The 12315-nt window shown below is 62.6% G+C and carries 13 protein-coding genes; 7 read left to right on the top strand and 6 right to left on the bottom strand.

Annotation, left to right across the window (positions count from 1 at the left end; genetic code table 11):
* Position 1: 1 nt before the first annotated feature.
* The 6 genes from HJB84_RS06760 to HJB84_RS06735 form a co-directional block, all read right to left on the bottom strand.
* On the bottom strand, positions 2 to 325 hold the full coding sequence (locus HJB84_RS06760; RefSeq protein ID WP_207585338.1) for a type II toxin-antitoxin system PemK/MazF family toxin: 324 nt from the start codon (positions 323 to 325) through the stop codon (positions 2 to 4).
* Positions 322 to 546 carry an antitoxin MazE family protein gene (locus tag HJB84_RS06755; protein WP_207585337.1) on the bottom strand — a complete coding sequence of 75 codons (225 nt, stop codon included), beginning with the start codon at positions 544 to 546 and terminating at the stop codon, positions 322 to 324. Before HJB84_RS06755 ends, HJB84_RS06760 begins: the two co-directional genes overlap by 4 nt.
* Before the next feature lie 131 nt (positions 547 to 677).
* Complete coding sequence (locus tag HJB84_RS06750) at positions 678 to 1226, bottom strand: sarcosine oxidase subunit gamma family protein (protein ID WP_221115555.1); 549 nt, start codon at positions 1224 to 1226, stop codon at positions 678 to 680.
* On the bottom strand, positions 1219 to 4176 hold the full coding sequence (locus tag HJB84_RS06745) for a sarcosine oxidase subunit alpha family protein (protein WP_221115554.1): 2958 nt from the start codon (positions 4174 to 4176) through the stop codon (positions 1219 to 1221). The genes HJB84_RS06750 and HJB84_RS06745 overlap by 8 nt, the downstream gene beginning before the upstream one ends.
* Positions 4173 to 4454, bottom strand: coding sequence for a sarcosine oxidase subunit delta (locus HJB84_RS06740; RefSeq protein WP_207585334.1), 282 nt, complete (start codon positions 4452 to 4454; stop codon positions 4173 to 4175). Before HJB84_RS06740 ends, HJB84_RS06745 begins: the two co-directional genes overlap by 4 nt.
* A gap of 12 nt (positions 4455 to 4466) precedes the next feature.
* The gene (locus HJB84_RS06735; RefSeq protein WP_207585333.1) at positions 4467 to 5717 is read right to left on the bottom strand and encodes a sarcosine oxidase subunit beta family protein; all 1251 of its coding nucleotides are present in this window, start codon (positions 5715 to 5717) and stop codon (positions 4467 to 4469) included.
* Positions 5718 to 5804: 87 nt separating this feature from the next.
* Here HJB84_RS06735 and HJB84_RS06730 point away from each other — a divergent pair, with 87 nt between their 5' ends.
* The 7 genes from HJB84_RS06730 to HJB84_RS06700 form a co-directional block, all read left to right on the top strand.
* Positions 5805 to 6764, top strand: a complete 960-nt coding sequence (locus HJB84_RS06730) for a GlxA family transcriptional regulator (RefSeq protein WP_207585332.1) — start codon at positions 5805 to 5807, stop codon at positions 6762 to 6764.
* 70 nt (positions 6765 to 6834) lie between these two features.
* Positions 6835 to 7518 (top strand): helix-turn-helix domain-containing protein, encoded by a 684-nt coding sequence (locus HJB84_RS06725; protein WP_207585331.1) that lies wholly within the window; start codon positions 6835 to 6837, stop codon positions 7516 to 7518.
* Positions 7519 to 7607: 89 nt separating this feature from the next.
* On the top strand, positions 7608 to 8513 hold the full coding sequence (locus tag HJB84_RS06720) for a glutamine amidotransferase family protein (protein ID WP_221115553.1): 906 nt from the start codon (positions 7608 to 7610) through the stop codon (positions 8511 to 8513).
* Between the two features lie 55 nt (positions 8514 to 8568).
* Complete coding sequence (locus tag HJB84_RS06715) at positions 8569 to 9255, top strand: GXGXG domain-containing protein (RefSeq protein ID WP_207585329.1); 687 nt, start codon at positions 8569 to 8571, stop codon at positions 9253 to 9255.
* 14 nt (positions 9256 to 9269) lie between these two features.
* Positions 9270 to 10598 (top strand): FMN-binding glutamate synthase family protein, encoded by a 1329-nt coding sequence (locus HJB84_RS06710; protein ID WP_164015812.1) that lies wholly within the window; start codon positions 9270 to 9272, stop codon positions 10596 to 10598.
* A gap of 79 nt (positions 10599 to 10677) precedes the next feature.
* Entirely contained in the window at positions 10678 to 11985 is a 1308-nt protein-coding gene (gene glnT, locus HJB84_RS06705; protein WP_207585328.1) for a type III glutamate--ammonia ligase, read from the top strand.
* Between the two features lie 98 nt (positions 11986 to 12083).
* The coding region (locus tag HJB84_RS06700; protein ID WP_221115552.1) for an ACT domain-containing protein at positions 12084 to 12315 on the top strand (232 nt) is incomplete at its 3' end.

The following is a 12315-nucleotide window of genomic DNA, read 5'->3' as shown; positions in this document are numbered from 1 at the left end:
GTTAGGCGATACCCAAAAACACGGCGAGCGATCTTGTGACTGCCAAGAGAGCATCGTCTTCCAGGCGACCGATTATCGGCCCAATTCGTTCCCGTTTCACCGACATGCTTTTGTCCACCTTCACCTGCGAGGCTTTGCGCAAACCGCTGAGCGCTGTCGGCTCGATTGTCGGCCGAATGAGCGGCGCGTCGATGAGGGTGCCGGAAATCGGCAGCACGGTAACCGTGCCGGTTGCGTCAAACTGATCCGCCTGGATGATGAGCGCCGGACGCGGTTTGCCGAAATCGCCGGTGATGGCAACGGTTACGATGTCACCGCGCCTCACGCTTCACCATCATGGTCCATGTCGGCGAGAGCGGCATCGAGGAAATCCTGCAAATCGCGATCGCCTGCATCGGCAAGAGCTGTCTGAACGGACTGACGATGGCATTCGTCGGCAAAACCAGGGCGACGGGTATCCGGAACCCATATTTGCACGGGACGCAGTCCAGCGGCCCGCAAAGCCTCGCGGCGCTTTTGAACTCTTTCGTTGACCGGCGTTGCCATGACGAACTCCATTGCCGCGTTACATGTAACATAAGAACCCGGTATTGCCATGTCAATCTGCCGGCGGTCAGGGCTGCGCGGACATCTGGAGAGAGATGCAATGCGCTCGGTATTGGCGGGAAGGACGGCCCTTATACGCCGCCATCCTTTTCGGCACTCGCCGCCATATGGGTGAGTTCGTCCCAGAGACTTTCGGCGAAGCTGCGCAGAACCGTCAGCTCGAAGCTGTCATCGCCGGTGCGGGCGATCTGCACCGAGAGATGACCGACCATCGCCATCGCCGAACGACCTTCCGGGAAGATGGCAGGATCGAGATCGACGGCGGTGCCCTTTGCAAGAAGCAGCCGCGAAGACCGGCCGGAAACGCCGATGCGGACACGTCCGTGGCTTTGGTCCATGACGAAGGCTTTTCCGGCAAGCGCTGCCGTAAGAGTATCGAGACCGGCGGGCGTAAGCGGCTCGTCGCCGGCGACGAACCATTGCCGGAAGCCGGCCTTGCGGATCGAACTGTTTGCAAAGCCGGCTTTGACCAGTTCGGCGGCAAGTGCCGCCGGCTCGATCGTGCCCAGTACGTGTAGCAGATGGCCTTCCGGCAAGGCTTCCAGCCGGATGTCTGCCGCTGAGATACCGGCATATGCTGCCCCGGCGAGAACCGGTCTGTGCTGAGGAAGATCAAGCATGGAGCTTCTCGTTTTCAGGATTGACGAAGACAGGATGGCAGAGCACCGCATCGGTATATTCGTTGCGCAGGCCGTTCCAGACCGTCACCTTTTCACCGATGCGCTCCGGCCCGCGCCTGACCAGAGCCAGGCCGATCGTATGGCCGAGCGTCGGCGAGAATGCGCTTGATGTGACGTAGCCCTGGTCGTTTTCGAGCGTCGCTGCATCAGCCTCGACAAGGATATGCGAGCCGGTGCGAAAGCCGCTTGCCGGATTGAGCGGCTTGACGCCGACGAGGCGCGGCCGTTCCGGGTCCTGCAGGCCTTCGCGGGCGAGCATCGCCTTGCCGATGAAATCCGGCTTGGTCGATGACACCATGCGGCCGAAGCCAAGATCGCCTGGTGTGACCGTGCCGTTGATCTCGGCATGGGTGACATGGCCTTTCTCGATGCGCAGAACGCCGAGCGCTTCGGTGCCATAGGCGCAGATGCCGTGTTTCTCGCCCGCCGCCATGATCGCGTCGGCAACGTCCTCGCCGTAACCGGCCGGCACCGCAAGCTCGTAGGCGAGTTCGCCCGAGAAGGAGATGCGGAAGAGCCGGCCTTCGAGGCGGCCGCCGAACAGCGAAACCTTTCGGGCGCTCATGAACGGGAAGGCCGCATCCGATAGATCCTCGTCGACGATCTCCGAAAGGATGGCGCGCGACTTCGGCCCGGCAACGGCCATCTGCGCCCATTGATCGGTCGACGAGGCGAAGCAGACGTCGAGTTCCGGCCATAGCGTCTGGGCGCAAAATTCGAGATGGGTGAGCACGCCGGCGGCAAGCGCCGTCGTCGTCGTCATGAAGAAATGCTCGTCGCTGAAGCGGCTGGTGGTGCCGTCGTCATAGATGAAGCCGTCCTCGCGTAGCATGATGCCATAACGCGCCTTGCCCAGAGCAAGCTTGGCGAAGCCGTTGCAATAGATGCGGTCGAGGAAGGCCGCGGCATCGCGGCCGAAGATTTCGATCTTGCCGAGGGTCGAGACGTCGCAGAGGCCGGCATTCCTCCGGATGTTCAGCACTTCGCGATCGACGCTGTCGCGCCATGTCGTTTCGCCGGCGCGCGGGAACCAGGAGGAACGGTACCAGAGGCCGGTTTCGACGAAGACCGCGCCGTTCTTCTCAGCCCAGCCATGCAGCGGCGATTTGCGCCCCGGCTGGAAATGTTTGCCGCGCGATGTCCCGGTCAAAGCACCGAAGGAGACCGGCGTATAGAAGGGCCGGAAGGTTGTCGTTCCCACCTCGGCCGGCGACACGCCGCGCGCCTCGGCCAGGATGCCGATGGCGTTGATGTGGGAAAGCTTGCCCTGGTCGGTCGCCATGCCGCTCGTCGTATAACGCTTGGCGAGCTCGACATGGCCGTAGCCTTCGCGCACGGCAAGGCCGAGATCCTTGAGATGCACGTCGTTCTGATAATCGACGAAAGCCTTGCCCTTCGAACCCTTGACCGACCAGAGCGGCTTTGCCGGGGCAACCGTCTCGGAAGCTACGGCAAAGGCCGGTTCCGCCGCTGTGAAGCCAATCGCCTTCAACGCGGCAGCTGCCTTTGCGGCGCCATCACCGAGGCAGGCCGCGGTTTCGGCAAGACCGGCAGCCGAGCCGGCAACGGCAAGACCGTCCTGTCCGGCCGGCGCCAGAAACGCCGCGGTCTCGTCCGACCATTGCGGCTTGCCGCCGCGATGGCAGGCAAGATGGATGATCGGGCTCCAGCCGCCCGACATGGCAAGCGCATCGGCGTCGATGCGGCGGGTGCCGTTTGCGGTTTCGACGCTGACGCCGTTGAGGCGCTGGCCACCAAACGCGTCGATCACCCGGGCGCCCTTCAGCACCTCGGCGCGGCCCTGCCAGCCCTTGCCCGCATCGGCGCGGCTGTCGACGATCGCCGCGACCTGAAGGGCGGCGGCTTCAAGGTCGGCGGCGGTGCGGTAACCAGAATCGTCGGTGGTGAAGATTACCGTGCTTTTGCCTGGGGCCACTGCCTGCCGGTTGAGATAGCTGCGCATGGCGCCGGCCATCATCACGCCGGGAATATCGTTGCCGCCGAAGACCAGGGGCCGCTCCTCGGCGCCTGTCGCCAGGATCGCCTGGCGGGCGACGATGCGCCACAAGCGTTCGACCGGACGGTCCGGATCGGGCATCGCCACATGCTTCTGCACCCGTTCGACGGCGCCGAAAACATTATCGTCGTACCAGCCGAACACGGTCATGCGCGGCAGGCGGCGCACATTCGAAAGCCCTTCCAGCTCTGCCAGCAGCTCGCCGAGAAGCATGTCTGCCGGCTTGCCCTCGATCGTGCCGCTATCGGAAAGCAGGCTGCCGCCGAGTTCGGGCCCTTCGTCGGCGAGGATGACGCGGGCGCCGGCGCGGCCGGCGGTGAGTGCCGCGGCAAGGCCGGCAGCACCGGCGCCGATCACCAGCAGATCGCAATGCGCCCAGCATTTCTCGTAGGCATCGGGATCGGCCTCATAGGAGGCTCTGCCGAGGCCCGCCGCTTTGCGGATCACCGGCTCGTAGAGCTTTTCCCACAGCGCCGCCGGCCACATGAAGGTCTTGTAGTAGAAGCCGGCGCTGAGGAAGGGCGAGAGCAGCCCGTTGACGGCGCCGACATCGAAACCGAGCGAGGGCCAGCGGTTCTGGCTCTTGGCCGCCAGCCCCTGGTGAAGCTCGATCATCGTCGCGCGCGTATTGGGCTCGGTTCGGCCGCCGCTGCCTGTCGTGACCAGCGCGTTCGGTTCGGCAGCCCCGGCCGTCAGGATACCGCGCGGGCGGTGGTATTTGAAACTGCGGCCGACGAGTTGGATGCCGTTGGCAAGCAGCGCCGAGGCGAGCGTATCACCCGGATGGCCTGCGAGCGCCTTGCCGTCGAAAGTGAAGCCGAGTGTCGTGGCGCGGTCGATGCGCCCGCCGGAGGAAAGACGGAAGCTCGTCATGCCAGGTCCCCGCCAAGCTTCGAAAGCGCGGCATCCCTGACGCCATGAACCACATGGGTGACGGTATCACGTTCGACGATCAGCCAGCGGCGGCATCCAGAGGAATGGTGCCAGTATTCGCTGTGGCTGCCACGCGGATTGTCGCGCAGATAGACATAGTCGAACCAGGCCTCCACGCCGGCATCCGGCGCCGGTCTGATAAGGCCGGCATCGCCGCGGATCGAGAATTCCTCCTTGGGCCGGGCGCCGCAATGGGGACATGAAATCAGGCTTGCCATCGTCAAATGTCCTCAGTGCAGATTGGGCTGGGCGCCGACGCCCTTTTCGTCGATCGGATAGCCGCGGGCGAACCGGTCGAGCCGGAAGGCGCGGGCCGTCTGATGCGGCGTGTTGCGGGCGATCAGATGGGCGTAGCAGAAGCCGGAGGCGGGCGTCGCCTTGAAGCCGCCGTAACACCAGCCGGCATTGAGATAGAGATTGTCGATATGGGTGCGGTCGATGATCGGCGAGCCATCCATGCTCATGTCCATCACCCCGCCCCATGAGCGCAGGTAACGCACCCGCGACAGGGAAGGGATCATCGCCAGCCCGGCTTCGGCGACATGCTCGACCGAGGCCAGATTGCCGCGCTGGGCATAGGAATTATAACCGTCGATATCGCCGCCGAAGACGAGCCCGCCCTTGTCCGACTGGGAGACGTAGAAATGGCCGGCGCCGAAGGTGACGACATTGTCTATGAAGGGTTTCAGCCCTTCGGAGACGAAGGCCTGCAGCACATGGCTTTCGATCGGCAGGCGAAGGCCGGCCATGTCGGCGACGACGGTGGAATTGCCGGCCGCCGCCAGCGCCAACTTGCCGCAGCCGATGAAGCCCCTGCTGGTCTCGACGCCGGTAACCTTACCGTTTTCGCTGCGGATGCCGGTCACCTCGCACTGGGTGATAATATCGACGCCGCGGCTGTCGGCGCCGCGCGCATAACCCCAGGCGACCGCATCGTGGCGTACCGTGCCGCCGCGCGGTTGGTACAAAGCGCCCATCAGGGGGAAACGGGCATTGTCGAAATCGAGGAAGGGCAGTTTTTTGCGCACCGCCTGTCGGTCGAGAAGCTCGGCATCGACGCCGTGCAGCCGCATGGCGTTGCCGCGGCGCGTATAGGCATCCCGCTGCGCGTCGGAATGGAAGAGGTTGAGGACGCCGCGCTGCGAGACCATGGCGTTGAAGTTGAAGTCCTGCTCCAAGCCTTCCCACAGCTTCATCGACAGTTCGTAGAAGGGATTGTTGCCGGGCAGCAGGTAGTTCGAGCGAATGATCGTCGTGTTCCTGCCGACGTTGCCGGAGCCGAGATACCCCTTTTCAAGGACGGCGACATTGGTGATGCCGAATTCCTTGGCAAGATAATAGGCGGTGGCAAGGCCGTGACCGCCGCCGCCGACGATGATGACGTCGTAATGCGGCTTCGGCGCCGGATCGCGCCACGCGGGCGCCCAGCTTTTGTTGCCGCGAAGGCCGTTGAGAAAGATCGAAAGAGCGGAATAGCGCATGGGTCAATCCGATAAGAACCGCTGCATGATGCCAGAAAGAGCACGATCGACTTGCGCAATAAGGACATGAATGGTTAGAAAAGAGACATGTCCTCCACCGATAGTAAAAATGTCCAGGAGATCGGCTTCATCCTGATCCCCGGATTCGCGCTGATGTCCTATGCCTCGGCGACCGAGCCGTTGCGGGCGGCAAACCTTCTGGCCGGGCGCGAAATCTATCGCCTGTCGATCTTTTCGCCGGACGGGGAGCCGGCGCGCTCCTCCTCGGGCGTCAGCGTGCCCGCAGAACCGCTTCCGGCCAGGGGTTCCGGCCTCGGCACGGCCTTCGTCTGCGCCGGCGGCTTGCCGCGCGACTGGCGTTATCCCGGCGTGCTTGCCTGTCTGCGGCAGTTATCGCGCGAAGGTGTGAGGATCGGCGGCATTTCGGGCGGGCCCTATCTGATGGCCGCGGCCGGACTGCTGGCCGGCCGCGATTTTACCATCCACTGGGAACATGCGGCCGCCCTTCTCGAGGCTTTTCCCGATCTGTCGCCGCGCCAGGCGCGCTTCATGATCGACGGCAACCGGATCACCTGCGGCGGCGGTATCGCGCCGCTCGACATGATGCATGTGCTGATCGCCGAGCGCATGGGACCGGATTTTGCCCGCCGCGTCAGCGACTGGTATCTTCACACAGAGGTCAACGAGCCCGCCGCCCCCCAGCGCGCGTCGCTCGCCGAACGCTACGGCGTCCACCATCCCGGTCTGCTCAGCGTTCTCGAACGGATGGAGGAGACGATCGAGATGCCGCTCGACCGCGCCGCCATGGCGCGCATCGCCGGCGTCACCGTCCGCCATCTCGACCGGCTCTTTTCCGCCCATCTTAAGACCAGCTTCCTCGATCAGTATCATAGGATCAGGCTGCAGCATGCCCATCGCCTGCTGAAGCAGAGCCCGCTTTCCGTCTCGGAGATCGCTGTCGCCACCGGCTTTTCCAGTCTTAGCCACTTTTCCCGGATGTTCCGCACAGTCTACGGCATCGCGCCGCGTGAGGCGCGGCGCGAATAGGTTTTCTTCACGGTTGAGAAAATTTCACTAGGGCGATAGGGTTGCCTCTTAACAACGCGAAGGCGGCAGCATGAAATCCAAGCTTGAAGCGGCGAAGCAACTGGAACAGGCGCAGAGCGAACGCGCTCCCTTTTCCCAGGATCCACACGCTGTTCGCGAGCCGAAGGAAAACAACCTCGAAATGGCGATCGGCCATGAGGTGCGCGCCTACCGCAAGAAACTCGGCATCACGGTCACCGATCTGGCGGCCGCGACCGGCATTTCGCTCGGCATGCTGTCGAAGATCGAGAACGGCAACATCTCGCCGTCGCTGACGACGCTGCAATCGCTGTCGCGGGCGCTGGGCGTGCCGATGACCGCCTTTTTCCGCCGCTTTGAGGAACCGCGCAATGCCGTCTTCGTCAAGGCGGGGCAGGGCATCGAGCTCGAACGGCGCGGCACGCGCGCCGGCCATCAATATAATCTGCTCGGCCATATCGACAATAATACCAGCGGCGTCATCGTCGAACCCTATCTCATCACCCTGACGGCCGATTCCGACACCTTCCCAACCTTCCAGCACGAGGGCATGGAATTTCTCTACATGCTCGAAGGCGAGGTCATCTACCGCCATGGCGATCAGCTTTTCCAGATGCAGCCGGGCGACAGCCTGTTCTTCGATGCCGATGCGCCGCATGGGCCGGAACAACTGGTGGAACTGCCGAGCAAATACCTCTCGATCATCAGCTATCCACAGCAGAACTCCAGAAGCTGACTTGCCTTAAAAGAAAAATTTATTCTTCCTAGTTGAAGTCGACAAATAGTCCTGCTAGTCCTTTCTTACCATGAACGGAGGCACACGCTATGTGCGGCATTGTTGGATTGTTCCTCAAGGACAAGAGCCTTGAACCTCAGCTGGGAAATCTGCTCTCGGATATGCTGATCACCATGACGGATCGCGGACCGGACTCAGCCGGCATCGCAATCTATGGCGGCTCGACCGAGGGAAAAGCGAAAATTACCATCCAGTCCGCCAATCCCAGCGTGGACTTCGAAGGCCTCGCCGGTGACCTTGCGAAGGCCGGCATCAAAGCCGACTTGTCGATCAAGAGCACACATGCGGTCATCGAGCTTGATGCCTCCAAGCTTGGAACCGTGCGCAAGGCGCTCGAAGAGATCCGCCCGACGGTCCGTCTGATGGGATCGGGCGAAAGCGTCGAGATTTACAAGGAAATCGGTCTTCCGAAAGATGTCGTGAAGCGGTTCGATGTCCGCGCCATGAGCGGCACCCACGGCATTGGCCATACCCGCATGGCGACGGAATCCGCGGTCACCACGCTCGGCGCCCATCCGTTCTCGACCGGCGCCGACCAGTGCCTGGTGCACAACGGCTCGCTGTCCAACCACAACAACCTGCGCCGCGAACTGGTTCGTGAAGGCATGACCTTCGAGACGCAGAACGATTCCGAAGTCGCCGCCGCCTATCTGACGGCCGAAATGGCCAAAGGCAAGGATCTCGGCCAGGCATTGACCGGCGCGCTCGATGATCTCGACGGCTTCTTCACCTTCGTCGTCGGCACCAAGTCCGGCTTCGGGGTGGTGCGCGACCCGATCGCTTGCAAGCCCGCCGTCATGGCCGAGACCGACCAGTATGTCGCCTTCGGCTCGGAATACCGCGCGCTGGTCAACCTTCCCGGCATCGAGAACGCCCGTGTCTGGGAGCCGGAGCCGGCCACCGTTTACTTCTGGGATCACGACAAGGCCGCCTGAGGGGCGCCTGAATGCAGGAGCGGCTCAAACCGTCTCCCGGACCAACGAGGATGCAATGCCGACATTCGATCTTTCCAACACCCCTCTTCGCGAACTGAACAGCGCGCTGCACGCCCTTTCCAAGGGTGCCAACGACACTGAATTCGAAGTCATCAACCCGCGCGGCAGTCATTCCGTTGCCGTTGGTATCGACAGCCCCGTCACGGTCGCCGTTAAGGGATCGGTTGGCTATTACTGCGCCGGCATGAATGACGGCGGCAGGGTCACGGTTCATGGCTCGGCCGGTCCGGGCGTTGCCGAAAACATGATGTCGGGCACTGTCGTCATCGAGGGCGACGCCAGCCAGTATGCCGGTGCCACCGGCCGCGGCGGCCTGCTCGTCATCAAGGGCAATGCGGCGTCGCGCTGCGGCATTTCGATGAAGGGCATCGACATCGTCGTTCACGGCAGCATCGGCCACATGTCGGCCTTCATGGGACAGTCCGGCCATCTCGTCGTGCTCGGCGACGCCGGCGATGCGCTGGGGGATTCGCTCTACGAAGCCAAGCTTTTTGTCCGCGGCGAGGTCAAGAGCCTCGGCTCCGACTGCATCGAGAAAGAGATGAGGCCGGAGCATCTGGAAAAGCTTGCCGAGTTGCTCGACAAAGCAGGCGTGACTGACGTCAGGCCCGAAGAGTTCAAGCGCTACGGCTCGGCTCGCAAGCTCTACAATTTCAACATCGACAACGCCGACGCGTACTGAAGCGAGGGACACCCATGAGCTATCACAATCCTTATACCCCGCCACGCAAGTCCGCGACGTTCGATGACTATACGCTTGCAGAAATCCGCCGCGCGGCGGCGACCGGTATCTATGACATTCGCGGTGCCGGCACCAAGCGCAAGGTTCCGCATTTCGACGATCTGCTGTTTCTCGGCGCCTCGATCTCGCGCTATCCGCTCGAAGGTTATCGGGAAAAGTGCGACACGACAGTCGTCCTCGGCTCACGTTTCGCTAAGAAGCCGATCACGCTCAAGACGCCGATCACCATTGCGGGCATGAGCTTCGGCGCGCTGTCCGGCAATGCCAAGGAAGCGCTCGGTCGCGGTGCGACCATCGCCGGCACCTCGACCACGACAGGCGACGGTGGCATGACCGATGAGGAACGCGGCCATTCGCAGACGCTGGTCTACCAATATCTGCCCTCCCGCTACGGTATGAACCCGAAAGACCTGCGCCGCGCCGATGCCATCGAAGTCGTAGTCGGCCAGGGCGCCAAACCCGGCGGCGGGGGCATGTTGCTCGGCCAGAAGATCTCCGACCGCGTTGCCAATATGCGCAACCTGCCGAAGGGCATCGACCAGCGCTCGGCCTGCCGCCATCCCGACTGGACCGGCCCCGATGATCTGGAAATCAAGATCATGGAGCTGCGCGAAATCACCGATTGGGAAAAGCCGATCTACGTCAAGGTCGGTGGCGCGCGTCCCTATTACGACACCGCCCTTGCCGTGAAGGCGGGTGCCGACGTCGTCGTGCTCGACGGTATGCAGGGCGGCACGGCGGCGACGCAGGACGTCTTCATCGAGAATGTCGGCATGCCGACACTCGCCTGTATTCGTCCGGCCGTCCAGGCGCTGCAGGATCTCGGCATGCATCGCAAGGTGCAGCTGATCGTTTCGGGCGGCATCCGTTCCGGCGCCGACGTCGCCAAGGCGCTGGCGCTCGGCGCCGACGCGGTCGCCATCGGCACGGCGGCACTCGTCGCCATCGGCGATAATGATCCGCACTGGGAAGAGGAATATCAAAAGCTCGGCACGACGGCCGGCGCCTATGACGACTGGCATGAAGGGAAGGATCCGGCCGGCATCACCACCCAGGATCCGGAGCTCGCAAAACGCCTCGACCCGATTGCGGCCGGTCGCCGCCTTGCCAACTATCTCAAGGTCATGACGCTCGAGGCGCAGACGATCGCGCGTGCCTGCGGCAAGAACCACCTGCATAACCTCGAGCCGGAAGACCTCGTTGCATTGACGATCGAGGCATCGGCCATGGCGCAAGTGCCGCTCGCCGGCACCAACTGGATCCCCGGCAAGACCGGTTTCTAAAAAACACCGGCCGGGCGCGTTTGGGAGGATGCGACCGGCTTCATCATCAAGTGTCTAAGATCAATACAAGGGGACAAACGTGACACTGGACCTCTCGCAATACGCCTCCGAAAAAGGCATCAAATATTTCATGATCAGCTACACCGACCTGTTCGGCGGCCAACGCGCCAAGCTGGTCCCGGCGCAAGCCATTGCCGATATGCAGAAAGACGGCGCCGGCTTCGCGGGCTTTGCAACCTGGCTCGATCTGACGCCGGCCCATCCCGACCTGTTCGCGGTTCCCGATGCGTCCTCCGTCATCCAGCTCCCATGGAAGAAAGACGTCGCATGGGTCGCAGCCGACTGCGTGATGGACGATCAGCCTGTCGAACAGGCACCACGTGTGCTCTTGAAAAGGCTGGTTGCTGAGGCTGCGAAAGAAGGGCTGCGGGTAAAAACCGGTGTGGAGCCCGAGTTCTTTCTGATCTCTGCGGATGGTTCGGTGATTTCGGACCAGTTCGATACCGCCGAAAAGCCCTGCTACGATCAGCAGGCCGTGATGCGTCGCTACGATGTGATCGCCGAGATCTGCGACTACATGCTCGAGCTCGGCTGGAAGCCCTATCAGAACGACCACGAGGATGCCAACGGCCAGTTCGAGATGAACTGGGAATATGACGACGCGCTTCAGACCGCAGACAAGCACTCCTTCTTCAAGTTCATGGTCAAGTCGGTCGCCGAAAAGCATGGCCTTCGCGCCACCTTCATGCCGAAGCCCTTCAAGGGCCTGACCGGAAATGGCTGCCACGCCCACATCTCGGTTTGGGACATCGATGGCAAGGTCAACGCCTTCGCCGACAAGGAAATGGCCTTTGGGCTCTCGGCTCAGGGTAAGACGTTCCTCGGCGGCATCATGAAACATGCCTCTGCGCTTGCCGCGGTCACCAATCCGACGGTCAATTCCTACAAGCGCATCAACGCGCCGCGCACCACATCGGGCGCCACCTGGTCGCCGAACACCGTGACCTGGACCGGCAACAACCGCACCCACATGGTGCGCGTGCCGGGACCGGGACGTTTCGAGCTGCGCCTGCCGGACGGGGCTGTTAATCCCTACCTGCTGCAGGCGATCATCATCGCCGCCGGCCTTAACGGCATCCGCAGTCAGGCAGACCCCGGCCGCCACTACGATATCGACATGTATGCCGAGGGGCATCTGGTGAAGGACGCGCCGCGCCTGCCCCTCAACCTGCTCGATGCGCTACGCGCCTACGATGCCGACGAGGGCCTGAAGCAGGCGATGGGGGCAGAATTTTCCTCCGCCTACCTGAAGCTCAAGCATCGGGAATGGAATGCCTACTGCTCGCATTTCACCCAGTGGGAACGCGACAGCACGCTCGACATCTGAGCGGCCGACCGATGTCTTCGAAGACCGCCGACACGCCGGGCTGACAAGCTCGGCGTGATCGCATCCTCGGCACCTGATCTCGTGAAGGAAAAGACAGCATGAAAAACGTCGTACTCACCGTATCCTGCAAGTCGACGCGCGGCATCGTGGCGGCGATTTCGAGTTATCTGGCCGACAAGGGCTGCAACATCATCGACAGCTCACAGTTCGACGATCTCGATACCGGCAAGTTCTTCATGCGCGTCTCGTTCATCTCGGAAGAGGGTCTTTCGGGCACCGAGATCGGCGCCGATTTTCCACCGGTCGCCGCCCCCTTTTCGATGGATTACG

Source organism: Rhizobium sp. NZLR1b, assembly GCF_019685155.1.
Lineage (GTDB): Bacteria > Pseudomonadota > Alphaproteobacteria > Rhizobiales > Rhizobiaceae > Rhizobium.
This window is presented reverse-complemented; position numbering and strand designations above follow the sequence as displayed.